This is a genomic window from Aeromicrobium sp., assembly GCF_047606445.1.
Taxonomy (GTDB): domain Bacteria; phylum Actinomycetota; class Actinomycetes; order Propionibacteriales; family Nocardioidaceae; genus Aeromicrobium.
Genome location: NZ_JASGEK010000022.1, coordinates 1 through 24,519 on the forward strand (window position 1 = coordinate 1; position 24,519 = coordinate 24,519).

Annotated in this window: 24 protein-coding genes; 15 read left to right on the forward strand and 9 right to left on the reverse strand. The window is 69.7% G+C overall.

The genetic code is table 11. The features are described from left to right. Positions 1-820, reverse strand: an 820-nt coding sequence (locus QM621_RS05675; RefSeq protein ID WP_414989392.1) for an IS5 family transposase, incomplete at its 3' end; no start/stop codon positions are given. A gap of 201 nt (positions 821-1,021) precedes the next feature. Between QM621_RS05675 and QM621_RS05680 the strand changes: the two genes are divergently transcribed. Both QM621_RS05680 and QM621_RS05685 read left to right on the forward strand, forming a co-directional pair. After that, positions 1,022-2,212 carry a DNA cytosine methyltransferase gene (locus QM621_RS05680; RefSeq protein WP_414989393.1) on the forward strand — a complete coding sequence of 397 codons (1,191 nt, stop codon included), beginning with the start codon at positions 1,022-1,024 and terminating at the stop codon, positions 2,210-2,212. A gap of 33 nt (positions 2,213-2,245) precedes the next feature. Continuing rightward, entirely contained in the window at positions 2,246-3,319 is a 1,074-nt protein-coding gene (locus QM621_RS05685; RefSeq protein ID WP_414989394.1) for a restriction endonuclease, SacI family, read from the forward strand. 26 nt (positions 3,320-3,345) lie between these two features. On the opposite strand, the gene QM621_RS05690 is transcribed toward QM621_RS05685, so the two are convergent. The 6 genes from QM621_RS05690 to QM621_RS05715 all read right to left on the reverse strand — a co-directional run bounded on the left by QM621_RS05690 (position 3,346) and on the right by QM621_RS05715 (position 9,294). Further along, the gene (locus QM621_RS05690; RefSeq protein ID WP_414989428.1) at positions 3,346-4,755 is read right to left on the reverse strand and encodes a DHA2 family efflux MFS transporter permease subunit; all 1,410 of its coding nucleotides are present in this window, start codon (positions 4,753-4,755) and stop codon (positions 3,346-3,348) included. A 130-nt stretch (positions 4,756-4,885) separates the two neighbouring features. After that, complete coding sequence (locus QM621_RS05695) at positions 4,886-6,010, reverse strand: GNAT family N-acetyltransferase (protein WP_414989395.1); 1,125 nt, start codon at positions 6,008-6,010, stop codon at positions 4,886-4,888. After that, entirely contained in the window at positions 6,003-6,437 is a 435-nt protein-coding gene (locus QM621_RS05700) for a hypothetical protein (RefSeq protein ID WP_414989396.1), read from the reverse strand. Before QM621_RS05700 ends, QM621_RS05695 begins: the two co-directional genes overlap by 8 nt. A 65-nt stretch (positions 6,438-6,502) precedes the next feature. Then, a complete protein-coding gene (locus tag QM621_RS05705) occupies positions 6,503-7,366 on the reverse strand; it encodes a prephenate dehydratase (RefSeq protein WP_414989397.1) in 864 nt (287 codons plus the stop codon). Next, on the reverse strand, positions 7,363-8,451 hold the full coding sequence (gene galK, locus QM621_RS05710) for a galactokinase (RefSeq protein ID WP_414989398.1): 1,089 nt from the start codon (positions 8,449-8,451) through the stop codon (positions 7,363-7,365). The genes QM621_RS05705 and galK overlap by 4 nt, the downstream gene beginning before the upstream one ends. A gap of 51 nt (positions 8,452-8,502) precedes the next feature. Then, on the reverse strand, positions 8,503-9,294 hold the full coding sequence (locus QM621_RS05715) for a helix-turn-helix domain-containing protein (protein ID WP_414989399.1): 792 nt from the start codon (positions 9,292-9,294) through the stop codon (positions 8,503-8,505). A 59-nt stretch (positions 9,295-9,353) separates the two neighbouring features. On the opposite strand from QM621_RS05715, the gene QM621_RS05720 reads away from it, so the two are divergent. Together QM621_RS05720 and trpS are read left to right on the forward strand one after the other, a co-directional pair. Next, positions 9,354-9,866, forward strand: a complete 513-nt coding sequence (locus QM621_RS05720) for a VOC family protein (protein WP_414989400.1) — start codon at positions 9,354-9,356, stop codon at positions 9,864-9,866. 15 nt (positions 9,867-9,881) lie between these two features. Continuing rightward, positions 9,882-10,904 carry a tryptophan--tRNA ligase gene (trpS, locus tag QM621_RS05725; RefSeq protein ID WP_414989401.1) on the forward strand — a complete coding sequence of 341 codons (1,023 nt, stop codon included), beginning with the start codon at positions 9,882-9,884 and terminating at the stop codon, positions 10,902-10,904. Positions 10,905-11,096: 192 nt separating this feature from the next. Here trpS and QM621_RS05730 read toward each other — a convergent pair whose 3' ends face one another. After that, the gene (locus tag QM621_RS05730) at positions 11,097-11,975 is read right to left on the reverse strand and encodes a LysR family transcriptional regulator (RefSeq protein WP_414989402.1); all 879 of its coding nucleotides are present in this window, start codon (positions 11,973-11,975) and stop codon (positions 11,097-11,099) included. 86 nt (positions 11,976-12,061) lie between these two features. On the opposite strand from QM621_RS05730, the gene QM621_RS05735 reads away from it, so the two are divergent. From QM621_RS05735 to QM621_RS05750, 4 genes are all read left to right on the forward strand, one after another. Then, positions 12,062-12,781, forward strand: coding sequence for a succinate dehydrogenase cytochrome b subunit (locus QM621_RS05735; RefSeq protein WP_414989403.1), 720 nt, complete (start codon positions 12,062-12,064; stop codon positions 12,779-12,781). A 4-nt stretch (positions 12,782-12,785) separates the two neighbouring features. Further along, positions 12,786-14,750, forward strand: a complete 1,965-nt coding sequence (locus QM621_RS05740) for a fumarate reductase/succinate dehydrogenase flavoprotein subunit (protein ID WP_414989404.1) — start codon at positions 12,786-12,788, stop codon at positions 14,748-14,750. After that, complete coding sequence (locus QM621_RS05745; RefSeq protein WP_414989405.1) at positions 14,747-15,499, forward strand: succinate dehydrogenase/fumarate reductase iron-sulfur subunit; 753 nt, start codon at positions 14,747-14,749, stop codon at positions 15,497-15,499. The genes QM621_RS05740 and QM621_RS05745 overlap by 4 nt, the downstream gene beginning before the upstream one ends. 141 nt (positions 15,500-15,640) lie before the next feature. Beyond that, positions 15,641-16,051, forward strand: coding sequence for a MarR family winged helix-turn-helix transcriptional regulator (locus tag QM621_RS05750; protein WP_414989406.1), 411 nt, complete (start codon positions 15,641-15,643; stop codon positions 16,049-16,051). Between the two features lie 64 nt (positions 16,052-16,115). On the opposite strand, the gene QM621_RS05755 is transcribed toward QM621_RS05750, so the two are convergent. Beyond that, positions 16,116-16,463, reverse strand: coding sequence for a VOC family protein (locus tag QM621_RS05755; RefSeq protein ID WP_414989407.1), 348 nt, complete (start codon positions 16,461-16,463; stop codon positions 16,116-16,118). A 57-nt stretch (positions 16,464-16,520) separates the two neighbouring features. Between QM621_RS05755 and QM621_RS05760 the strand changes: the two genes are divergently transcribed. From QM621_RS05760 to QM621_RS05790, 7 genes are all read left to right on the forward strand, one after another. Next, positions 16,521-17,690 (forward strand): amidohydrolase, encoded by a 1,170-nt coding sequence (locus tag QM621_RS05760; protein ID WP_414989408.1) that lies wholly within the window; start codon positions 16,521-16,523, stop codon positions 17,688-17,690. A gap of 109 nt (positions 17,691-17,799) precedes the next feature. Then, the gene (locus QM621_RS05765; protein ID WP_414989409.1) at positions 17,800-18,867 is read left to right on the forward strand and encodes a BMP family lipoprotein; all 1,068 of its coding nucleotides are present in this window, start codon (positions 17,800-17,802) and stop codon (positions 18,865-18,867) included. Between the two features lie 104 nt (positions 18,868-18,971). After that, the gene (locus tag QM621_RS05770; protein ID WP_414989429.1) at positions 18,972-20,468 is read left to right on the forward strand and encodes an ABC transporter ATP-binding protein; all 1,497 of its coding nucleotides are present in this window, start codon (positions 18,972-18,974) and stop codon (positions 20,466-20,468) included. Beyond that, positions 20,465-21,553 carry an ABC transporter permease gene (locus tag QM621_RS05775; RefSeq protein WP_414989410.1) on the forward strand — a complete coding sequence of 363 codons (1,089 nt, stop codon included), beginning with the start codon at positions 20,465-20,467 and terminating at the stop codon, positions 21,551-21,553. The genes QM621_RS05770 and QM621_RS05775 overlap by 4 nt, the downstream gene beginning before the upstream one ends. Beyond that, positions 21,550-22,797: an ABC transporter permease gene (locus QM621_RS05780; protein WP_414989411.1), complete on the forward strand. Its 1,248-nt coding sequence runs from the start codon at positions 21,550-21,552 to the stop codon at positions 22,795-22,797. Before QM621_RS05775 ends, QM621_RS05780 begins: the two co-directional genes overlap by 4 nt. Beyond that, positions 22,797-23,231, forward strand: a complete 435-nt coding sequence (locus QM621_RS05785) for a cytidine deaminase (protein ID WP_414989412.1) — start codon at positions 22,797-22,799, stop codon at positions 23,229-23,231. The genes QM621_RS05780 and QM621_RS05785 overlap by 1 nt, the downstream gene beginning before the upstream one ends. Continuing rightward, positions 23,228-24,406 (forward strand): cytochrome P450, encoded by a 1,179-nt coding sequence (locus QM621_RS05790; protein WP_414989413.1) that lies wholly within the window; start codon positions 23,228-23,230, stop codon positions 24,404-24,406. Before QM621_RS05785 ends, QM621_RS05790 begins: the two co-directional genes overlap by 4 nt. Positions 24,407-24,519: the final 113 nt, after the last annotated feature.

Here is a 24,519-nt window from a genome sequence, read left to right on the forward strand (position 1 = left end):
CCCAGCGGTGGGTGGTCCAGGCGATGCGGATGAGGCGGCGGATGATGATGATCGTGTTGGCGAGGGCGATGAACGCTTCGATGACCCGGGCGCGTCGTTCGGTGCAGATGTGGAGTTTCTTGAAGCCCCGGTTGTGCCAGGAGTTGGTGCGCTCGACGACCCGGCGGGCGCCGGCTTGGAGTGGGAATCCCTTGATGCTGATCACGCCGTCGCAGCCGAGCTCGTCGAGCAGTTCGCGGGTGGTCTTGCTGTCGGAGCCGACGTCGAGGCGGACGGTGACGCGGTTGGGCAGCCCGACCCCGAGGCCCTCGTTGAAGCGGCCGAGCTTTTCCAGTGTGGGGCGCAGGAAGGGCGAGTCGTGCCGGTTCGCCGGTGCGACCACACAGCCGATTGGAATACCGGTCGCTTCGGTCATCAGGGACCGCTTGGTGCCCTGTTTGCCCCGGTCTACCGGGGATTTCCCGGCGGCCTCGCCGCCACAGGGGGCTTTGACGACGCAGCCGTCGACGGCTGCGTCGTCCAGGTCGAGGCCGATGATCTGGTCGTAGGCGTCCAGACAGATCTGCTCGAGCCGTTCGAACACGCCCGCGGCGATCCATTCGTCACGACGGTTACGGATACTGGTCGCCGAGCATGTGTGGTCGGCGATCTTGTCGTAGGCCGCGCCCAGGACGAGGACCTGGACGAGCTTGTCGAACACCACCCTGTCGGGGATACGCGGCCGGTGACATCCCAATGGATGGAACACCTCACGCTCAGGTGACAGCGCGGCGAACTGGCCCCGCAACGGGTCGATGATGAATGATGGCAGAGCAGGCACAGGCACCTCGTGGGGAAGAACGAGACTTCGACACCTCAATTTCCTACCGGTGCTTGTGCCTGCATCACGTCAACGACGCGCACCTATCTGCGGAACCTCTAAGGCTCATCACGCGGCGCGTGACGAAGCTTTCTCCGTCGCCCTTGAGTGTCCGAGGCTGTTTGTACACTCGAAAACACCCCAACGCTGAGGAGAACACGCATGACATCGGACGGCCAGTTGCCTGTCATCAGTTTGTTCTCCGGCGCTGGTGGACTCGACATGGCGGCCGAACGAGTCGCCGACGCGCCGCTCGCGGCACCTGTCGCAGCGATGGCGGGGCCGCTTCGGGTCGCCGTGGCCACAGACTACGAGCCCCAGGCTCTCGACACGCTTGCGTTGAACCTCCGGTCGACGGCTCTCGTCCCAGGCGACATACGGCAGACTCCCACGGCGGAGCTTCTGCGAGCTGGCTCCTTGGCTGAAGGAGACGCTGCGATCGTGATCGGCGGGCCTCCCTGCACGCCGTTCTCCAAATCGGGGTTCTGGCTTGCTGAGAAGCGTGAGTCGAGAGACCCCAATGCCTCGCTTCTAGAAGAATATGTGCGCGTCGTCGCGCAGGCCAAGCCTGAAGCCTTCGTGCTCGAGAACGTTCAGGCGCTCACTTACAAAACCCACCAGGAGCACTTCAAGCAACTCCTTGCCGCTTTCGCCGAACTTGGTTACAACCCTCAGTGGAAGGTTCTTCTCGCGGCTGACTACGGGGTGCCACAGCTTCGCAAGCGTGTCTTTATCGTCGGACGAAGGGACGGCCAAGCCTTCAGGTTCCCCGAGCCTACTCATGCGGGACCGAGCGAGACGACAAGAACCTGGGATACGGCGAAGCCGCCGCATGTCACCGCAGGTGAGGCCTTCGCTGGACTTCGGACCTCTCCGGAGCCCGGGGAGTTGGTCGAGGGCAAGTTCGGCGAACTTGCGGTCGAGATCCCAGGCGGACAGAACTACCTTTGGCATACTCCTCGCTACGGAGGGCGGGACGTGTTCGAGTGGCGGTCTCGCTATTGGACTTTCTTGCTCCGCCTGGCGTATGATAAGCCGAGTTCGACTCTCCAGGCGCAGCCAGGTCCCTATGTAGGCCCATTCCACTGGGAGAACCTTCCCAATGAGGAAGGTGAGTTGAGGGCGCGTCGCCTCCGTGTACCAGAACTGCTTCGTCTCATGACCTTCCCCGACGACTTCCGAGTGATTGGTGGCCGTGCGGATATTCAGCGACAGCTTGGCAACGCCGTTCCGCTCGAGTTGGGGAAGGCAGTGCTGCGAGCGCTGAGCCTCCAACTCGGGTACCTTGACGCTGAGAACGACCGTGAGGACAAGTTGATTCGGTCGTCGAAACGTTCGGCTCTGGTTGCCTGACCTCGTCGCAGGAGAGCCGGGAAAGGCTCTGTCATGCCGGTCAAGATCGACTACGTCGTTGCCGAACAGGTTCTCCTCGAAGCACTCGCGGTGGCCCAGGCTGGTTTTCCTCTGCCCGTCGAGTGGGTGAGCCACGCTAGGACTGTCTTCGCTCTTGAGCACAAGACTTGGACGCCTGCCTTTGCCACACTCCTCCTTGCCAAAGCGACCGACGAGCGTGTGGACGCGCTTAGCATCAAGGCAGAGGTCGGCAACCCCAACGCTTACAGTCTTCGCGGGCTTGGGCACAAGGTCGTGGTCCCCGCTGCGCTGGAACACGATTTCTCCATCAGGAACACCGGCAGAGAGCCCCTGAATAACCAGCCGTTCTTCCGCTATGACCGAATTGACAAGATCGATCGTGTGCGTCATGCGGATGACTTCAACCACTTCCTCGACATTGCGAAGCGCGCTGACAAACTCTCGTCTGACGAAGCGAAACTTGCTCTCGCCTCGTTCCTTAAGGTAGCCCTGGAAGTCAACGCGAAGGCACAGAAGATCAAGGTCGAGGCTGGCGGATTGACTTCCGTGGGCGCGCGGGTCGCCGTCGCGGACTTTCTGCGATACGACGCCGATGATCGTCCCCAGCGTCTGCAGGCGTTTGCCGCTGCTTGCCTGGATCTTCTTTTCGACGAGGTCAAGACCCGCCGGATCAATGATCCCTCTCGTGACGTGCCCGGAGATGTCCACGCGTTCAACGACTCGAAGGTGGTTCTTGCGGTCGAGGTCCGAGGTAAGGCTGTCTCGCGCATCGATCTTTCGAGTTTCGCTCGTAGTTGCGCCGAGGCGGGTCTCCAACGCGCCGTGATGTTCGTCGATGCTCCACAACAGCCTGCGCTCGATATGAGAAGCATCGCTCGCGAAGCAGGACTCGAAGACATTCAGGTTGAGACATTCGAGTCTGCCTCTGACCTCCTGTTCTCCACGTCGCTGTGGTCCCGACTGCCGCTGAACAAGGCTATTCAGATGTTCTCGCAGGGGTTGCTCGCCCGCCTTCGTGAGATCGAGGTGGCTGTTCCGACCCTTGAAGAATGGGCGAGGGCCATTGCGGTAGCCGGGGCGAGGTAGGCCTTTCCTCCGAGAGGGTTCGACGCTCAGCCGCGCTCGTGGGTCGGCGCGCGGAAGAACAGCACCACCACCAGGCCGACGGCGAAGGCGGCCACCGGCAGGACGTAGGACTCGGCCATCGCCTGCGTGAACGGCTCCTGCACGACGGCGGGCATCGGCGCGGAGGACGTCTGGAAGGAGTCGGCCGACCCCTCCAACCCGTGGGCCGACAGCCGCGCCCCGATGAGCGCCGCGACCGCCGCGCTGCCGAGGGCCGCCGCCACCTGCCGCGTCGCGTTGTAGACGCCCGCCCCGGCTCCGGCGGCCGCCATCGGCAGATTGCGGGTCGCCGTCGCGCCGAGCGGAGCCCACAGGCAGACGTTCGCCACGCCGAACAGCGCCATCGGGACCAACAGCTTCCACGGGGCGGTGTCCGGGGCGATGAGGAAGGCGCTCCACCCCATCGACAGCGCCGCAGCGGCGAAGCCGACGAGCGTGACGCTGCGCGGGTGGACCCGGTCGACGACCCGGCCGGCCATGGGCGACAAGACCATCATCACGACGGCCATCGGCAGCATGAACAGGCCCGCCTGGATGGGGCTCCAGCCGCGCGCGCCCTGGGCGTAGAACATGAACGGCAGGCTCATCGAGGTGATCGCCGCCGACACGAGCGCGATGCCGACGTTCGCCACCGCGAAATTGCGGTCGCGGAACAGTCCGAGCGGCACCAGCGGCTCCGACCGCGTCCGCGACTCCCACCACACGAAGGCGGCCAACACGGCGAGGCCGCCGCCGATCAGCAGCGGGACGCTGAGCACGCCGGAGATCGTGCCCCAGTCGTAGTGCTCGCCCTCTTGGATGCCGAAGACCAGCGCGAACATGCCGACCGCGCTCAACGCCACGCCCACGAGGTCGAAGGAGTGGTTGTGGGTGGGCAGCGTCGGCACGAGCCGCCAGGCCAAGACGAAGGCGACGACGCCGACGGGCACGTTGATGAAGAAGATCCACTCCCAGCCGGCCACGTCGACCAGGACGCCGCCCAAGATGGGGCCGACGAGGGTCGCCACGCCGGCCGTCGCGCCCCAGAGCGTCATCGCGGCGCCGCGCCGGGCCGCAGGGAAGGTGCGGGTGATGACGGCCATCGTCTGCGGCGTCATCATCGACGCGCCGACGCCCTGGACTGCACGGGCGGTGATGAGCCCGCCGATGGAGCCGGTCAGGCCGCACCACAGAGAGGCCAGCGTGAAGATGACCAGGCCGATCAGGTAGATCCGCTTCGGGCCAAAGCGGTCGCCGAGGCGGCCGGTGACGAGCAGCGGCACCGCGTAGGAGAGCAGGTAGGCGCTGGTGACCCAGATGCCCGCGGTGACGTCGGTGCGCAGCTCGGTGATGATGTCGGGGGTCGCGACCGACACGATCGTGTTGTCGAGCAGGATCATGAAGAAGCCGACGACCATGGCCCAGAGCGCGGGCCAGGGGCGGTAGTCGGCGGGCAGTCCGGTGGCGGGGTCGCGGGTGTCGGTCACCGACCCAGTGTGACGGTTGCCGCCGACCTATGTGCCATCGGCAACCATGGTGTGAGCGGTCTCACGCCAGCAGCTCGAACTCCAGCAGGTCCGACCACGTGCCGTCGCCCAGCGGCTCGACGCCGGTGACCCGTCCAGTGGGCGTGAACCCCGCCCGTTCGATGATCCGCAGGCTGGCGGCGTTGCCGGGGGCGGCGGCCGCGCTGAGCCGGCGCAGGCCGAGGCCGTCCGGATCGAAGGCGTGGCCGACGGCGAGGGCGACGGCGGCGCTCATGACGCCCCGGCCCCGTGCGTCGGGGTGGGTCCAGTAGGCGAGCTCGCCGCTCGTGTGGCGGCTGTGCGCGAGGTCGGCGACGCTGAGGTAGCCGAGCAGCCGGTCGTCGGCCTCGTCGGCGACCGCCCAGCTGAGCTGCTCGCCGCGTGCGGCCAGCCAGACCGACTCGTGCACCATGCTCTCGGCGACGGCGGGCGTGGGCGCCGGGGGCAGGTTCGCGAACCAGTGGCGGGTCTCGGGGTCGGCGCACGCCTCGGCCATGCGGGGCGCGTCGCTCACGCGCAACTCCCGGAGCCGCACGCCGCCGCCGACGAGCCCGACCGGCTCCAGCCAGGGGGTGCGGGGGTACGGGGGCTCGCCGAAGCGCAGCACGGCGGTCCAGCCGTCGAAGACGCCCGCCGGGTGGTCGAGCAGCGACGGGACGGCGGCGACGAGCTGGAAGCCGCAGGCGTGGGCCACACGGAGCGAGGCGGTGTTGCCGACGACCGCCTTCCAACGGACCGCCTCCGCGCCGCCCTCGGTGAAAGCCCAGTCGACGAGCAGACGGACCGCGTTCGAGATGACCTGACGGCCCCGGGCGTCGGGGTGGAGGATGAAGCCGATCTCGGGAGCTCTGCCTGATCCGAGGCTGATCTGGCCGGCGAACCGGCTGGGGCCGGCGCCGTGCGGCGACTCGACCGCCCAGACGCGGGTCCGTCCGGCGTCCCAGTCGGCGGGGACGACGTTCAGCGCGTAGTCCTCGGCGGCCTCACGGGTGTAGTCGGCCGGGATCGTCGTGTAGCGGCTCGCCTCCGGTCGTTGGCACATGACCGTCATCGCGTCGAGGTCGGCGGAGGTGTGGGCGCGCAGCACCACCTCGCCGTCGGTCAGCACCGGCACGCTGAGCGGCCAGGTCAGCGCCGGCTCACTCACGCGCGGGCAACCGTTCCTCCAGCAGGCGCAGGATGGCGGCGGTGGTGGTCTTCAGCTCGGCGACGTCGGACTCGATTCGGTCGAGTCGCGCCTCCACGCGGTCGAGGCGGTCTTCGATTCGGTCGAGGCGAGCCTCCACCCGGTCGAGTCGCGCCTCCACTCGGTCGAGTCGCGCCTCCACTCGGTCGAGTCGGTCTTCGATCTTGTCGAGGCGAGCCTCGACCTGATCGAAGCGGTGGTCGACTTGGTCGAAGCGCGCGTTGACGTTCTGGAACTGATCGTCGACCTGGCGGAACTTCTCCTCAAAGCGGTTGAAGCGCTCGTCGGCGACGTCGGCCCAGGTCTCGAGCGACGCGAGGATCTCGTAGATCGCGATGACATCTTGGTCGAGTTGGCTGATCTTGTGCGGATATGTGGTAGAGGTCATACGACAACGGTAGGGAGAAACGCTCAAACGTCGAGCATGTTTTCCACAGGTCGCGTACGGGGGCCTCATGACTCCATGGTGGCACGGAACGGAGCGGCCGGATAGACGCCGAGCAGCTTGACGTCGGTGGTGAAGAAGGCCAGCTCCTCCAGCGCCCGCGCGACCGGCGGGTCGTCGGGATGGCCGTCGACCTCGGCGAGGAACTGGGTCGCGGTGAACTCCCCGTCGACCATGTACGACTCCAGCTTCGTCATATTCACGCCGTTCGTCGCGAAACCGCCGAGCGCCTTGTAGAGCGCCGCGGGCAGATTGCGGACGTTGAAGACGAACGTCGTCACCACCGGCCCGTTCCCGGCGGACGCCTGGACGTCCTCGCGGGACAGCACGATGAAGCGGGTCGTGTTGTGGTCCTCGTCCTCGACGTCCGCGGCGAGCACGTCGAGCCCGTAGATCTCGGCGGCCAGCGGCGGCGCGATGGCCGCCTGGGTGGGGTCGGCGGCGTCGCGGATCTCCCGCGCGGCGCCGGCGGTGTCGCCGGAGATGACGGTGGTCAGACCGTGTTCGGCGATGACCCGGCGGCACTGGCCGAGCGCGTGCACGTGGCTGTGCACCGTCCGGAGCGATTCGAGGCTCGCCCCCGGCACCGCCATCAGGTGGAACTGGATGCGCAGGAAGTGCTCGGCGACGATGTGCAGGCCGGAGTCGGGCAGGAAGTGGTGGATGTCGGCGACGCGTCCGGCGATCGAGTTGTCGATGGGGATCATCGCCAGGTCGGCGTCGCCGCCGCGCACGGTCGCGAAGACCTCCTCGAAGGAGGCGCACGCCACCGACTCCATCGACGGATAGTGCTGCTGGCAGACGATGTGCGAGTTGGCGCCCGGCTCGCCCTGGTAGGCGATGCGTGCGGTCGCGGCGCTGGGAGAAGTCACCGGACCAGTGTCGCACCGGGCGACGGGCGGACGGGCGCGACGACCGGCGCGGGCAGGTCGCGGCGGGCGAAGGCCTCGCCGACCGCCGCCGCCATGCCCGCGGCCCTCTCGACCGGCACGAGCGCGATGACGCCGCCGCCGAAGCCGCCCCCGGTCATGCGGGCGCCGAGCGCGCCGTGCTCCAGCGCCACCTCGACGGCGAGGTCGAGTTCGGGGCAGCTCACCTCGTAGTCGTCGCGCAGGGACTCGTGTGAGGAGAAGAGCATGCCGCCGAGCTGGGTCCACGCCCCGGCGCCGAGGGCGCGGATCGCGCCGCGCGCCCGGGTCTGCTCGGTGATGACGTGTCGCGTGCGCTTGACGAGCGTCGGGTCGGTCAGCCGCAGCACCGCGTCGACGGGGGCGGCGGCGAGCTGTTCGACGCCGAGCTCATCGCAGGCGGCCTGGCACTCGGCGCGGCGGGCGGTGAACTCGCCGGAGGCCAGCGCGTGCCGGGTGCGGGTGTCGATCACGGCCAGCGCGAGTCCGGCGGCGGCCGGGTCGCAGGGCACGTCGGAGGTGGCCGGCGGGTCGGGGCGGTGGTCGATGGCGAGCGCGTGTCCGGGCTGGGACAGCAGCACGGCGAGCTGGTCCATGCGGCCGACCGGCACGCCGACGAAGTCGGTCTCGGCGAGCTGGGCGATCGCCGCCGCGTCGTGGCGGTCGAGGTCGGTCCCGCCGAGGTCGGCCAGCGTGAGCACCGCGCCGCAGACGAGCGCGGCCGAGGACGACAGGCCAGCGCCCTGCGGCAGATTCGACTCGATCACCAGATCGGCGCCGCCCACGGGGTGTCCGGCGGCGCGCAGCGCCCACGCCGCCCCGGCGACATAGGCCGCCCATCCCTCGACTTCGCCCGGCTGGGCGGCCACCGGCACCTGGACGTGCTCGCCGTCGCTCCACAGCGCGAGACGGTCGTCGTCGCGTCGCCGCGCCTTGACGGTGACGCCCCGGTCGATGGCGAACGGCAGGGTGATCCCGCCGTTGTAGTCGAGGTGCTCGCCGATGAGGTTGACCCGCCCCGGCACGAACCACTGCTTGATCTGACTCACCCGCGAGAGACTAGGCGACATCCGCGATTTCCGCGCGCCGTCGTCCACAGGTCAGTGGTTGTCAGCGGCGCGGTAGGCCGAGGGAGTGAAACCGAGGGTCGTGCGGAAGTCGGCGGCGAGGTGGGCGTGGTCGGCGTAGCCGAGGTCGGCGGCGACCTCCGCGACGGTGGCCGAGGCGTCCTCGCGCAGCCGTTGCGCGGCCTCCTGGAGGCGATAGCGGCGGATGATCGCCAGCGGCGGCAGTCCGACGTGCTCGCGGGCGAGGCGCTGCACGCCCCGGACCGACAGGCCGAGCCGGTCGGCGACGGCGTCGACGCGGGTGATCGAGCGGTCGTCGGCGATCAGCTCCTCCATCGCGTTCGCGAGCGCGCCGAAGGCGCCCGCGGGCGGGAGGTGTTCGGCGGCCCAGGACGCGTAGGCGGCGACGGCACGCTCCCGGGCGGACTCCTCGTCGGGGTCGGCCATCGCGTCGGCGACGGCGGCGTGGAGGTCGGGGGCGGCGAAGGCCACCTCGCGGTCTCGCAGCTCCTCGGGGCGCGCGCCGAGCGCGACGACCCCCGCCGGCCGCAAGAGCGCGCCTACCGCCCAGCCCTCCCCGGAGAGGTCGCGGTGCGCGATCCGGGTGCTGGGCCCGCTCAGCGCGACGCCGTCGGCCTCGACGACGAGATTCGACGCCGGGAACGGCAGGAGCTCCTGCCGCGACGTCTCGCCCGGCGGCAGCGACCAGCGGGGGATCCAGAACCAGCGGATCCGGTCGGCCAGGCCGTCCGGCGCCGGAATCCGGTGGAAGGACGGCAGCCGCGACGGACGCAGCACGCCGCGCGGATCCTCGACGTCGCGCATCGGGCCTCCTGTCGCGAATCTTCAAGCCGAGCCCGCCGCCCGCGCTCTACCGTTCGGATATGAGTGATGAGAACACGCCCCGTCGCGGGGTCACCGGAGAGCACACCACCGACGGCGTCCCCCACGGCGCCACCAGTCTGACACCGTTCCTCGCGGTCGAGCGGGCCGCCGAGGCGGTCGAGTTCTACCGCTCGGTCTTCGGCGCGCGGGTGGTCGACGTGACCGAGATGGGCGGGGTGGTCGTACACGCCGACCTCGACTTCGGCCAGGGCCTGTTGCAGATCGGCGAGCCGAGCCCGGCCTACGCCCTCGTGCCGCCGTCGGCGGGGGAGTCGGACTGCTACTCGATGGGCCTGTACTGCGCCGACGTCGACGGTCTGGTCGAGCGGGCCGTCGCGGCGGGCGCCACCGTCCGCGAGCAGCCGTCCGACTTCGTCTCCGGCGACCGTTTCGCCTCGATCCGCGACCCGTTCGGCGTGCGCTGGTCGGTGATGTCGCGGGTCGAGGATCTGTCGGAGGCCGAGAGCGCGCGGCGGGTGGCCGAGTGGGCGGCGGCGCAGCAGTCCGGCTGAGGCAGAATGGCGGGCATGTCTGACGCCTCCCCTTCGCGGCGGCCCCGGGTGCTCTCCGGCGCCCAGCCGACCGCCGACTCGTACCATCTCGGCAACTATTTCGGCGCGTTCCGCCAGTGGGCCGCGATGCAGGACGAGTTCGAGGCGTTCTACTTCATCCCCGACCTGCACGCCATCACCATCGACTACGACCCGGCGCTGCTGCGCGAGCGGACGTACATCGCCGCCGCGCAGATGCTGGCCTCCGGCGTCGACCCCGACCGCAGCATCCTGTTCGTGCAGAGCCAGGTGCCCGAGCACGCCCAGCTCGCGTGGGTGTTCAACTGCCTGACCGGCTTCGGCGAGGCCAGCCGGATGACGCAGTTCAAGGACAAGTCGGCCAAGAACGGCGCGGAGAAGGCGAGCGTCGGCCTGTTCACCTATCCGATGCTGATGGCCGCCGACATCCTCATCTACCAGGCCGACAAGGTGCCGGTCGGCGAGGACCAGCGCCAGCACGTCGAGCTGACCCGCAATCTCGCGCAGCGGTTCAACCACCGTTTCGGCGAGACGTTCACGGTGCCCGAGGCGCACATCGTCAAGGAGACCGCGAAAATCTACGACCTGCAGGACCCCACCCGCAAGATGAGCGGCTCGAACGCGTCGCACGCGGGCGTCGTGGACCTCGCCGACACCCCCAAACAGGTCGCCAAGAAGGTCCGTTCGGCGGTCACCGACTCCGGCTCGGAGATCTACTTCGACCGGGAGGCCAAGCCCGGCGTCTCCAATCTGCTCACCATCTACTCGGCGGTGACCGGGAAGACGGTCGAGGAGGTCGTCGCGGACTACGAGGGCCGCCAGTACGGCCACCTCAAGGTCGAGCTGGGCGACCTCCTGGCCGACTTCGTGGGAGGTTTCAGCGAGCGGGCGCAGGGCTACCTCGACGACCGCGCCGAGCTCGACCGGATCTTCGCGACCAGCGCCGAGAAGGCCCGCGAGATGACCGTCCCGATGTTGAGGACGGTCTACGAGCGCTCCGGCTTCGTCCTACCGGGGTGAGTCCGCCCCCTTTCCGACGCCGGGGAGGTACCTCAGCAACCCTACGAGCGAGGCGGAGGTAGCGCAGTGACCTTACGTGGCGTGAATAAGGTTGCTCCGTTACCTTTCGGGGCCCGGAACGGTTGCTGACGTACCTCCCGACGCTCCGTAGGGTTGCTGAGCTACCGCTCCACGCTCGGATCATCCGCAGCCTCACTCCAACAACTGCGCCAGCAGCTCCTCGCGGAACGCGCGGGCGGCCAACGACATCGCCTCCTCGACGCGGTGCGCGACGCCGATGGTGCGGGTGAGGGTGGGGGAGACGAGGCGGGCGACCGACAGGTGGGGGCGGGTCGCGACGACCATCTCCGGGACGATCGCCCGGCCGAGCCCGGCCTCGACGAAGCGCAGCACGGCGCTCATCTCGCCGCCCTCGACGGCGATGACCGGCTCGAAACCGGCCTGGCGGCAGGCGGCGTTGGTGCGCTCGCGCAGGTCGTAGCCCTCGCGCACCATGACGAGCGGGGTGTCGCGCAACTCCCGCACGCCGACCTCCGCAGGCAGCTCGACGTCGGGAGGGCCGACGAGCACCAGCTCCTCGGTCAGCAGCTCGGTGGTCACCAGGTCGTCGCTCTCGGGCTGGCGCGAGACGATGTTGAGCGACAGGTCGAGGCGGCCGCGCGCGAGGTCGCGGGTGAGCAGCCGCGAGCCGGACTCGTGCACCTCCAGGTCGATGCGGGGGTGGCGCTGGTGGAAGGCGGTCAGCACCTGGGGCAGCAGGCTGTCGCACAGCGAGGGCGTCGCGCCGAGCCGCACCCGGCCGCGGCGCAGCCCGGCGACCTCCTGCACGGCCTCGTGGGCGGCCTCGGCGCCGATGACGATGCGCTCGGCGTGCGGCAGCAGCGCCTCGCCCGCGCTGGTCAGCTCGATGCCGCCGCGATGGCGCACGAACAGCGGGGTGCCGAGGGAGTTCTCCAGCACGCGGATCTGCTTGGACATGCTCGGCTGGGAGACGCCGGTCAGCTCGGCGGCGCGGGTGAAATGCCGGGCCTGGGCGACGGCGACGAAGTACCGGAGCTGGTGGATCTGCACGGCGCCAGTGTGTCATGCCCAAAGGTTATGAAAGCGCACCTCAGTCAGACTTAGCCAGAATCGTCAAATCGTTCTACTGTGAGGCCGTGGTCACTACATCTCAGGCGAAACGCGCGCCCGCGACACGGTCGACGGTGGTGCTGAAGATCTTGATGGCGGTCTCCGGTCTGGTCATGATCGGCTACCTGCTGTTGCACATGTACGGAAATCTGAAGATTTTCGCCGGGCAGGAGGCGTTCGACGCCTACGCCCACCATCTGCGGGAGTTCGGCGAGCCGATGCTGCCGCACGAGGGCCTGCTGTGGATCGTCCGCGTGGTGCTGCTCGCGGCCATCGTCACGCACGTGTACTGCGTGGTGGTGCTGTGGCGCCGCAACCGCAAGGCGGCCGGTTACGTCGGCGGCAAGCGCTACCACTCCAAGCAGAACAAGACCGGCGTGCAGCGCAGCTACTCGTCGTTCACGATGCGCTGGGGCGGCCTGGTCGTCCTGACGTTCATCGTCTACCACCTCCTGCACCTCACGGCGAACACCATCCACCCCGGCGGCGCGTCCGACAGCCCCTACGAGCGGGTCGTCAACGGCTTCGAGATCTGGTGGGTCGTCGTGAGCTACACGGTCGCCCTGCTCGCGGTCGGCTTCCATCTGTGGCACGGCGTCTGGAGCGCTCTGACCACGCTGGGCGGCAACCGCAGCAGCAACCGCATCGACTCCCGCCTCAGCGGCATCGCCGTCGTGGTGACCCTCGTCATCGTCATCGGCTTCCTGTTGCCGCCGTGGGCGATCCTGCTCGGACTGGAGGCCTGACCTAATGACCGATGTGATCGACGACTACATCGTCGTCGGCGACGAGATCGCCGACACCGCCGCTCCGGGCGGCCCCATCGAGCGCCGCTGGGACGAGCGCAAGTTCAACGCCAAGCTGGTCAACCCGGCCAACCGCCGCAAGATCAAGGTCATCATCGTGGGCAGCGGCCTGGCCGGCGCGGCCGCGGCGGCGACCCTCGGCGAGGCCGGCTACAACGTGGTCAACTTCTGTTACCAGGACAGCCCGCGCCGCGCCCACTCGATCGCCGCCCAGGGCGGCATCAACGCGGCCAAGAACTACCGCAACGACGGCGACAGCGTCTACCGGCTGTTCTACGACACCGTCAAGGGCGGCGACTTCCGCTCGCGCGAGTCGAACTCCTACCGCCTCGCGCAGGTGTCGGTGAACATCATCGACCAGTGCGTCGCGCAGGGCGTGCCCTTCGCCCGCGAGTACGGCGGCCTGCTCGACAACCGCTCCTTCGGCGGCGTGCAGGTCTCGCGCACCTTCTACGCGCGCGGCCAGACGGGCCAGCAGCTGCTCATCGGCGCCTACCAGGCGCTCGAGCGGCAGATCGCCGCCGGCACGGTCGAGATGCACACGCGCCACGAGATGCTCGACCTGATCATGGTCCCCGAGGAGGACGGCACCGAGCGCGCCCGCGGCGTGGTCGTGCGCGACATGGTCTCCGGCGAGATCGAGACGCACACCGCCGACGCGGTCGTGCTGTGCACCGGCGGCTACGGCAACGTCTACTTCCTGTCGACCAACGCGATGGGCTGCAACGTCACCGCCACCTGGCGCGCGCACCGCAAGGGCGCGTACTTCGGCAACCCCTGCTACACGCAGATCCACCCGACCTGCATCCCGGTCTCCGGCGACTACCAGTCGAAGCTGACCCTGATGTCGGAGTCGCTGCGCAACGACGGCCGCATCTGGGTGCCCAAGAAGAAGGGCGACACCCGCAAGGCCTCCGACATCCCCGAGGACGAGCGCGACTACTACCTGGAGCGCATCTACCCGTCCTTCGGCAACCTGGTGCCCCGCGACATCGCCTCGCGCGCCGCGAAGTACCAGTGCGACGACGGCAAGGGCGTCGGCCCCGGCGGCCTGGGCGTCTACCTCGACTTCGCCGACGCCATCGCCCGCATGGGCCGTCCGGCGGTCGAGGCCAAGTACGGCAACCTCTTCGACATGTACGCCCGGATCACCGGCGAGGACCCGTACAGCGAGCCGATGCGCATCTACCCGGCGGTGCACTACGTCATGGGCGGACTGTGGGTCGACTACGACCTGCAGAGCAACCTCAAGGGCCTGTTCGTCGGCGGCGAGGCCAACTTCTCCGACCAGGGAGCCAACCGCCTGGGCGCCTCGGCGCTCATGCAGGGCCTGGCCGACGGCTACTTCGTGCTGCCGTCGACGCTGCCGGACTACCTGGCCGGCAGCACGGGCTTCACGCCCGTCGACGACGACCACCCTGCCGTCATCAAGGCGCGCGAGGAGGTCGAGGAGCGCATCGAGAAGCTGCTGAGCATCGACGGCTCGCGCACGGTCGACTCCTTCCACAAGGAGCTCGGCCACATCATGTGGGAGTACTGCGGCATGGAGCGCACCGAGGAGGGCCTGACCAAGGCCATCGGCCTCATCCGCGACCTCAAGAAGCAGTTCTGGAGCGACGTCAAGGTCACCGGCGTCAACGAGGAGCTCAACCAGACGCTCGAGCGGGCCGGTCGCGTCGCCGACTTCATCGAACTGGGCGAGCTCATGTGCATCGACGCGCTCAACCGCGCCGAGTCGTGCGGCGGCCACTTCCGGGCCGAGAGCCAGACCGAGGAGGGCGAGGCGGCGCGGCGCGACGAGCTGTTCGCCTACGTCTCAGCCTGGGAGTGGGGCGACGAGAAGCCGATCCTGCACAAGGAGCCTCTCGAGTACGAGTACATCGAGATGAAGGCGAGGAGCTACAAGTGAAGATCACCGTCAATATCTGGCGTCAGAAGAACGCCGACGACAAGGGCACGATGGTCGGCTACGAGCTGGACGACGTGGTCGCGGACATGTCCTTCCTGGAGATGCTCGACGTGCTCAACGAGCGGCTCACGCTCGAGGGCGAGGATCCGGTGGCCTTCGACTCGGACTGCCGCGAGGGCATCTGCGGCATGTGCGGCGTCGTGATCAACGGCATCGCGCACGGCCCGGAGGTCACCACGACCTGCCAGCTGCACATGCGCTCCTTCGAGGACGGCGACGTCATCGACATCGAGCCGTGGCGCGCGGGCGCGTTCCCGGTGGTCAAGGACCTCGTGGTCGACCGGGGCGCCTTCGACCGGATCATCCAGGCCGGCGGCTACATCAGCGCGCCGACGGGCTCGGCGGTCGAGGCCAACAACATCCCGGTGCCGAAGGCCGACGCCGACCACGCCTTCGAGGCGGCGACCTGCATCGGCTGCGGCGCGTGCGTCGCGGCCTGCCCGAACGGCTCGGCGATGCTGTTCACGGCGGCCAAGATCACCCACCTGGGCTTGCTGCCGCAGGGCCAGCCGGAGCGCGACTCCCGCGTGCTCGGCATGGTCGAGCAGCACGACCACGAGGGCTTCGGCGGTTGCACGAACATCGGCGAGTGCGCGGCGGCCTGCCCCAAGGGCATCCCGCTCGACGTCATCAGCCGCCTCAACCGCGACCTCATGGGCGCTCTGACCCGCGAGGCCATCGGCAGCTGACGGGTCGCCTTCTCTCCAGATTTGCTCCCTTATCCACCGTTTCGCCTTCACGATTCGGTGGATAAGGGAGCAAATCTCGTCAGAGGGGTGAGCTCGGGGGAGGGTGGGAATAGTTCGCATGGGTAATTTGCTGAGCTAACTATGCCTACCGACGTCCAACGACTCGCCGCAGCGGTGGCTCGGCTCAACCGACGGCTCCGGCAGGAGCGTCACTCGGAGTTGACGCCCTCGCAGCTGTCCCTGCTCGGCACGCTGCGCGAGCTGGGGACGACCACTCCCGGAGCGATCGCGGCCCACGAGAAAGTGCGTCCGCCGTCGATCACCCGCGCGCTGTCCTGTCTGCAGGACGAGGGGCTCGTCCGCCGTGAGACCCATCCCGACGACGGCCGCCAGGTGCTCGTCAGCGTCTCCGAGGAGGGCGAGCGGGTGCTCGCCGAGGAGCGCGGGCGCCGCGACGCCTGGCTGCACGTGCGGCTGCGCGAGCTCGACGCCCGCGAGCGCGCCGTGCTGCGCGAGGCCGCCGCGATCATGACCCGCCTGGCGGCCTCGTGAGCCGAGGCGCTCGATGCGCCATGGGCGCCGGGTTGCTCGCGTCTGTGCTGTGGTTCCTGTCTCATCAGGACGCGGGGGCGCCGCCCATGCCGATCTCGTTGCCGTCCGGATCGATGAAGACGGCCTTGCGCACCCCGTCGTCGTAGGTCTCCCGCCTGCTCGGTTCCAGTCCGCCGGCGGAAGCGGTGGCGAGTGCCGCGTCCAGATCGTCGACAAACAGGGTCACGACGCCTCCTCCGGCGCGGTCGGGGTCGGCCTCGATGTAGACGTGGCTGTGCTCGCCGAGCGTCCACACCGTCTCGCGGTCGTTGGGCCGGAAGGTCGCGACGTCGTGGCCGAGCAGCCGGGTGTACCAGTCGGCGGCGGCGTCGTGATCGCTCACGCGGAGCCCGGCGAAGAGGTGGAGGGTCATGTCTCGATGGTCGTCCATCGCCGACGACGCTCGCCAGTCCGGGCGTATTCTGGCGCGATGACCACCCCGCTGGAGGTCGTCGACCGGGTGATCGACGAGATCACCCCCGACCTCATCGACCTGCGCCGCGACCTCCACGCCCATCCGGAGCTGTCGTGGGAGGAGGAGCGTTCCAGCGCCCTCGTGGCCCGGTGGATGGACCAGCACGGCGTCGAGCACCGACGTCTGCCCGGCACCGGCGTCGTCGCCGAGGTCGGACCGGAGGCGGGGCCGCTCGTGGCCCTGCGCGGAGACCTCGACGCCCTGCCGATCCCCGACCTCACCACCGACGCCTGGCGCTCCACGGTGGCCGGGGTCGCGCACGCCTGCGGCCACGACGTGCACGCCGGCGCCCTCGTCGGGGCCGCGCTGGCGCTGGCCGAGGCGCACCGCCGCGAGCCGCTGCCGGTGCGGGTGCGGCTGATTTTCCAGCCCGCCGAGGAGGTCATGCCCGGCGGCGCGCTGAAGCTGCTGTCGCAGGGCGTGCTCACCGGGGTCTCGCGCATCTTCGCGCTGCACTGCGACCCCTCCCTCGACGTCGGCCAGGTCGGCCTGCGGGAAGGGCCCATCACCGGCGCCTCCGACCAGGTCACGGTCACCCTCGCCGGACGCGGCGGGCACACCTCCCGCCCGCACCTGACCGAGGACCTCACCTACGCCCTCGGCAGCCTCGTCACCCAGCTCCCCGCCGCCCTGTCGCGCCGCTTCGACCCGCGCTCGGGCGTCTCGATGGTGTGGGGGCGGCTCCAGGCCGGCCACGCCGCCAACGTCATCCCGGCCAGCGGCGAGCTCACCGGCACGCTGCGCACGCTGGAGGCCGACGCCTGGCATCGTGCCGAGGCGCTGGTGCGCGACCTCATCGGCGACATCGTGCGCCCCTTCGGCGTCGACGCCGACGTGCTCTACGTGCGCGGCGTGCCGCCGGTCGTCAACGACTTCGAGGCCACCGAGGCGCTGCGCCGGGCGGTCGGCTCGGCGCTCGGCCCCGACGCCGTCGCGAGCACCGCGCAGAGCCTCGGCGGCGAGGACTTCGCCTGGTACGTCGAGGCCGTCCCGGGGGCGATGGGACGACTCGGCACCCGCACCCCGGGAGGCCGCACGTTCGACCTGCACCAGGGGGATCTGCGGGTCGACGAGCGGGCCGTCACGGTCGGCGCGCGGGTGCTCGCCGCGGCCGCGCTCGCCTGATTCGTGACAATCGTGTGACGGTCGCGCGTCTTCCTTCCCAGATGAACCTGGACGGGCTTAGAGTCAGGCGCAGGCTGGCGTTCGCCAGCAGTCGACCTGAGGAGGAAATGTGCGCCGAGTGACCACCTATGGCGTCGCCATCGCGACGTGCGCGCTGATGCTGTCCGCGTGCGGCACCGCCGCTGACAAGGAGTCCGACGACGCCGCCGCCGATTGCGAGCCCGTCACGATCGAGGGCGACGTCAAGGTCGGCCTCGCCTACGACGTGGGCGGTCAGGGCGACCAGTCCTTCAACGACGCCGCCTACGCGGGCCTGACCAAGGCCGTCGACGAGCTCGGCGTCGAGCACACCGAGGGCGAGGCCGCCGAGAACGAGTCCGAGGAGGTCCGTGAGGAGCGTCTGCGCGGCTTCGCCGAGGACGGCTACAACACGATCGTCGGCGTCGGCTTCGCCTACAGCGAGTCGGTCAACAAGGTCGCGCCGGACTTCCCCGACGTCGCCTTCGCGGTCATCGACGGCTTCGACCCCGACGAGGAGGTCAACTGCAACGTCTCCTACCTGACCTTCGCCGAGGAGCAGGGCTCCTTCCTGGTCGGCGCGGCTGCGGCGCTGCAGTCCGAGAGCGGCACGATCGGCTTCGTCGGCGGCGTCAACAACACGCTCATCCAGAAGTTCGAGGCGGGCTACGAGGCCGGCGCCGAGGCGGCGAACCCCGACGTCGAGGTCATCTCGACGTACATCGAGGAGAGCGACCCGAAGGGCTTCGGCGACCCGGCCGGCGGCCAGGCGGCGGCCGAGGGCCTCTACGACGACGGCGCCGACATCGTCTTCCACGCCGCGGGCGGCTCGGGCGAGGGCGTGTTCACCGCCGCCGCAGACTCGGGCAACTGGGCCATCGGCGTCGACTCCGACCAGTATCTGACCGCGGGCGACGCGCTGGCCCCGAGCATCCTGACGTCGATGCTCAAGCGGGTCGACGTGGCCACCTACGACTTCATCGTGGGCCTGACCGAGGGTGAGTTCACACAGGGCTTCCAGACCTTCACGCTCGCCGACGACGGCGTCGGCTACTCCACGTCGGGAGACTTCCTGACTCCGGAGACCATCGACGCGCTGGAGGAGTACAAGCAGCAGATCATCGACGGCGAGATCGAGGTCCCGTCCGAGGTGAAGTGATCTGAGGATCCGGGGGCGGGCGGCTGGAGCACCAGTCGTCCGCCCTCGTCCGTCCCCCGTCGTTCCCAGACGAACATCTGCGAGAGGATGCCGCCGTGACGAGCATGCGCGTCGAGGCCCAGGCGATCGGCAAACGCTTCCCCGGCGTCATCGCCAACCATGATGTCGACCTCGTGATCGAGCCTGGGCGGGTGCACGCGCTGATCGGCGAGAACGGCGCGGGCAAGTCCACGCTGATGAAGATCCTCTACGGCGTGCAGCCGCCCGACGAGGGGCGCATCCTCATCGACGGCGAGCCGGTCGCCTTCAGCTCGCCCACCGACGCCATCGCCGCGGGCGTCGGCATGGTGTTCCAGCACTTCATGCTCGCCGACAACCTCACCGTCACCGAGAACATCGTGCTCGGCGCGGAGAGGCTGCACGGCATCGGCGCGGCCGCCAAAGCCGAGATCCGCGCCATCTCCGACCGCTTCGGCTTCGACCTCGACCCCGACGCGCTGGTCGAAGGGCTCGGCGTCGCCGCCCGGCAGCGGGTCGAGATCCTCAAAGTCCTCTACCGCGGGGCCCGGCTGATCATCCTCGACGAGCCGACCGCGGTGCTGGTGCCGCAGGAGGTCGACGCGCTCTTCGCGAATCTGCGCGAACTGGTCGCGCAGGGCTGCTCGGTGCTCTTCATCTCGCACAAGCTCGACGAGGTCTTGGACATCGCCGACGACATCACGGTCCTGCGCCGGGGAACGACGGTCGGCTCGGCCGACCCGGCCACCGCGACCAAGCGCGAGCTGGCCGAGCTGATGGTCGGCGCGCAGCTTCCCTCCCCGCAGACCTCGGAGTCGACCGTCACCGACCGGGTCGTGCTGGAGCTCGACCAGGTGCGGCTCACCGACGACGGCGGCCGCGACCTCCTGCACGACGTCAGCCTGCGGGTGCACGCCGGAGAGATCGTCGGCATCGCCGGCGTCGAGGGCAACGGCCAGTCCGAGCTGGTCGAGGTCGTCATGGGCCTGGCCCGTCCCAGCGCGGGGGCGGTCCGCCTCGAGGGCGAGGACATCACCCGGCTCGGCACCCGGCAGGTGCGCGAGCGGGGCGTCGGCTTCGTGCCCGAGGACCGCCACCGCCACGGCCTGCTGCTCGACGCGCCGCTGTGGGAGAATCGCGTGCTCGGCCACCAGACGCGCGAGCCCGTGGCCAAGCGGGGGCTGATCGACCAGGCCGGCGCCCGCGACGACTCCCGACGCATCATCGAGGAGTTCGACGTGCGCACGCCGAGCGACGAGACGAGCGCCCGGGCGCTGTCGGGCGGCAACCAGCAGAAGTTCATCGTCGGCCGTGAGATGAGCGGCTCGCCGCGTCTGCTGCTCGCCTCCCACCCGACCCGCGGCGTCGACGTCGGCGCGCAGGCCGCGATCTGGGAGCACATCCGCGCCGCCCGCCGCGAGGGGCTGGGCGTGCTGTTGATCTCGGCCGACCTCGACGAGCTGATCGGCCTGTCGGACCGCTTGGAGGTCGTCTTGCGCGGACGGCTCACCGCGACCTTCGACCCGGCGCGGGTGACGGCCAGCGACCTGGGCGAGGCCATGACCGGAGGGACGAGGGCATGAACGAGCGACTCAGATCCGTCGGGGCGGCGTTGGTCCCGCCCCTCGTGGCGGTGGTCGCCGCGCTCGCGGCCACCAGCCTCGTCATCGTGGTCTCCGGCGGCTCGGCCGTCGACTTCCTCCGCGCCCTGGTCAGCATGCCGAGCGAGCGCGCGCTGCTGACGATCGTCAACCAGGCGTCGATGCTCACCATCGCCGGCCTCGCCGCGGCGATCGGCTTCCGCATGGGCCTGTTCAACATCGGCGTCGAGGGCCAGTACATCGTCGGATCCTGCGCGGGCGCGTTCTTCGCCGGCAGCGGCCTGGTGGCCGGACCGCTCAACATCCTCGCCACGCTGGTGGTCGCGGCGCTGGCCGGCGCGCTCTACGCCTCCGTCGCGGGCGTGCTCAAAGTGTTCCGCGGGGTGAGCGAGGTCATCAGTGCGATCATGCTCAACTACATCGCCTTCACCATGGCCGGCTACCTGGTCACGACCTACGGCGAGAAGCGCGGCCTCACCTATGCGACCGCCCCACTGCCGCTCGACAGCCAGCCGCTCGGCTTCGCGATCTTCCCCGGCGTCGACGCCGACGTGTGGGCGCTGGCGACCCTCGCGGCGATCCTGGGCGTCGGCTACTGGTTCCTGCTGGCCAAGACGCGCTTCGGCTTCGACCTGCGGGCCACCGGCGCGTCGCCCAGCGCCGCGCGGGCCAGCGGCGTCGACGTCGAGAAGATGACGCTCGTCACGATGGCGCTGTCGGGCGGCGTCGCCGGACTCGTGTGGATGCCGGCCTACTTCGGCTCGGTCCACGCCTTCGGCGTCCCGGAGTACTTCCAGGCCGGCCTCGGCTTCCTCGGCCTCGCCGTGGCGCTGCTCGGCCGCAACCAGGCGGTCGGCGTGGTGTTCGCCGCGCTGCTGTTCGCCTTCATGTCCGGCCAGAGCAACGCGCTGCAGCGGGCCGACGTCTCCAAGGACGTCATCGACATCACCCAGGGCGCGATCGTGCTCGCCGTGGTGGTGGCCTACGAGGTCGTCGGCCGACGGCGCGCCCGAGCGGAGGCCGAACGGGTCTCCCGGGCGTTGGAGCGAGAGGAGGTCGCGGCATGAGCACGACGGCGGTCAGTCCGGAGGTCATCCGCGCGCGGCTCGCCCGCCACGTCGTGTGGCTGGTCGCGCTCGCCGTCCTCGTCACCGTGTCCCTGGTGCGGCTGTGGACCGGGGTCGACCGGATGACCGCGCCCGGCACCTTGCGCATGGCGATCATCGGCGCCTGCCCCATCCTGCTCGCGGGTCTCGGCGGGCTCTGGGCCGAGCGCGCCGGCGTCGTCAACATCGGCCTGGAGGGCCAGATGCTGCTCGGCACGTGGGGCGCGGCGTTCTTCGCCTACCACTACGGCGCGTGGGCCGGAGTGGCCGGCGCGGCGGCGATGGGACTGATCGGCGGTCTGCTGCACGCCGTCGCCACGGTGACCTTCGGCGTCGACCACATCATCTCGGGCGTCGCCGTCAACATGATCGGCCTCGGCGCGGTCGGGTTCTTGGCGTCGATGTTCTTCACCGACCTCGACGGCGGCGGCCCGCGCAAGCTGTCGGGCTACGACACCCCGCCGGAGTTCACCGTGCCCTGGGTGTCCGACGGGGCGTCGTCGCTGGCCGGGAAGCACTGGTTCGTCGTCTCGGACCTCGCGGGCCTGGTCGGCGGCCTGACCACCCGGCTGTCGGCGTTGACGGTGCTGACCTTCGCCCTCGTCGGCCTCACCGCGTGGGTCCTGTGGCGCACCCCCTTCGGGCTGCGGCTGCGCTCCTGCGGCGAGAACCCGCAGGCCGCCGAGACGCTCGGCGTCGACGTCTACCGCTACAAGTACCTGGCCACCGCGATCTCGGGCGCCTTCGCCGGTCTCGGCGGCGCGTACCTGGCGATGGTCGCGGCGTCGGCGTTCACCGCCGGCCAGACCGGCGGCCGCGGCTACATCGGTCTGGCGTCGATGATCTTCGGCAACTGGCGGCCCAGCGGCGTGCTGGCGGGCTCGCTCATGTTCGGCTACACCGACGGCATCGCGCTGCTGTCCGGGGCGGGTTCCATCGTCCACGCGCTGCTGCTGCTCATCGCGATCCTGCTGGTCGCCTACGCCGCGGTGAAGCTGCGCCGGGGAGAGCCGGTGGCCGCGCTGGTCATCGGCGCCATCTCCCTGGGCGCCTTCGTCTGGTACCTGGCAGCCGACTCGGTCGACGCCTCCTTCACCGGCATGACGCCCTATGTGGTGACATTGTTCGTGTTGGCGGTGGCGTCGCAGCGATTGCGCATGCCCGCAGCCGACGGAAAACCATATCGACGTGGAGGAGCGGGATAGTGGCCCTGGGGATCAAGAACGCGGACGACCCGATCGACTGGGCGGCGCTGACGCGGTACGCCTCCGAGGTGCGAGAGCGGGCCTACGCCCCCTACTCGGGCTTCAAAGTCGGCGCGGCGGGGCTCGTCGAGGACGGCCGGGTCGTGCTCGGCTGCAATGTCGAGAACGCCTCCTACGCGATGAGCCTGTGCGCGGAGTCCGGCCTGGTCTCGGCGCTGCACGCCACCGGCGGCGGACGTCTCGTCGCGGTCGCGATCGTCGGCCCGGGCGGCCAGCTGGTCACGCCCTGCGGACACAGCCGTCAGGTGCTGTGGGAGAACGGCGGAGCCGACCTCCAGGTGCAGACGCCGTCGGGCGTCCGCCCGATGAGCGAGGTCCTGCCGGACGCCTTCGACGCCTCCGACCTGCGCCGCGCTGGAGCCTCGGCGGAGTGATCCTGACCTCCGACCTGGATCTCACCGATCCAGGCTTCGTCGCCGACCCCTATCCCGCGTTGGCGCGCGCCCGGGCGAGCGGCGAGTTGCTCTGGCACGAGCCGAGCGAACGGTGGCTGGCCACGACGCACGGCGCGGTCAGCGCGGTGCTGCGCCATCGCGCCTTCGGACGGCTGTGGGCCGATCATGAGCCGACCGAGCAGATGGAGCCGTTCAACACGCTGCACCGCAACCAGCTGATGGAGAACGAGCCGCCGGAGCACACCCGTATGCGGCGGCTGCTGGCCGGGGCGTTCGGCCGCGGCCACGTCGAGCGGATGCGGCCGAGGATCGAGGCGTTGGCCGCCGAGATGGCCGGGGCGCTCGGCCCGCGCGCCGATCTGCTGGCCGACTTCGCCGAGCCGCTGCCGGTCTTCGTCATCGCCGACCTGTTGGGCTTCCCGCGCGACGACCACGTCTCGCTGCGCGCGTGGTCGCAGGCGATCGTGCGTATGTACGAGCCGGCCGTCGACGAGGCGACGAGGCGGGCCGCCGCCCGTGCGAGCGTGAAGTTCGCCGACTACGTGCGCGCGGTCGTCGAGGAGCGGCGTGGGAATCCGGGCGAGGATCTGGTCACCGACCTCATCGCCGCTCGTGACGAGGGTGAGAAGCTGTCCGACGACGAGTTGGTCGCCACGGTCGTGCTGCTGCTCAACGCCGGTCACGAGGCGTCGGTCAACACCTTCGGCAACGGACTGGTGGCGCTGCTGGCGCATCCGGAGCAGGAGGCCCGGGTGCGCTCGGGCGAGGTCGACGTGCCGACCGCGCTGGAGGAGCTCATCCGCTTCGACGCGCCGCTGCAACTGTTCGAGCGGACCTCGACCGAGGACGCCCGGATCGCCGGGACGACGGTGCGCGCCGGTCAGAAGGTGGCCTGCCTGATGGGCTCGGCCAACCGCGACGCCGCCGTGTTCGCGAACGCCGACGCCTTCGACGTGTCCCGCGACCCCAACCCGCACGTCGGCTTCGGCCTGGGGCGCCACTTCTGCCTCGGCGCCCCGCTCGCCCGTTTGGAGCTGGGCATCAGCCTGCGCGTGCTGCTGGACCAGTTCTCCCGGATCGAGCTGGTCGAGGCCCCCCGCCGCCCCACCTGGGTGCTGCGTGGCTACGACAAGCTGATCTGCGACCTGGGCTGAGGTTCTTCGCGCCTGATTCGCGCTGTCGTCGCCTGACCGACGCGGCTTTCCGTGGTCGCCGGGCACAGCGAGGGGGCTGAGGATGATCCGGGCGGAGAGCGGTAGCTCAGCAA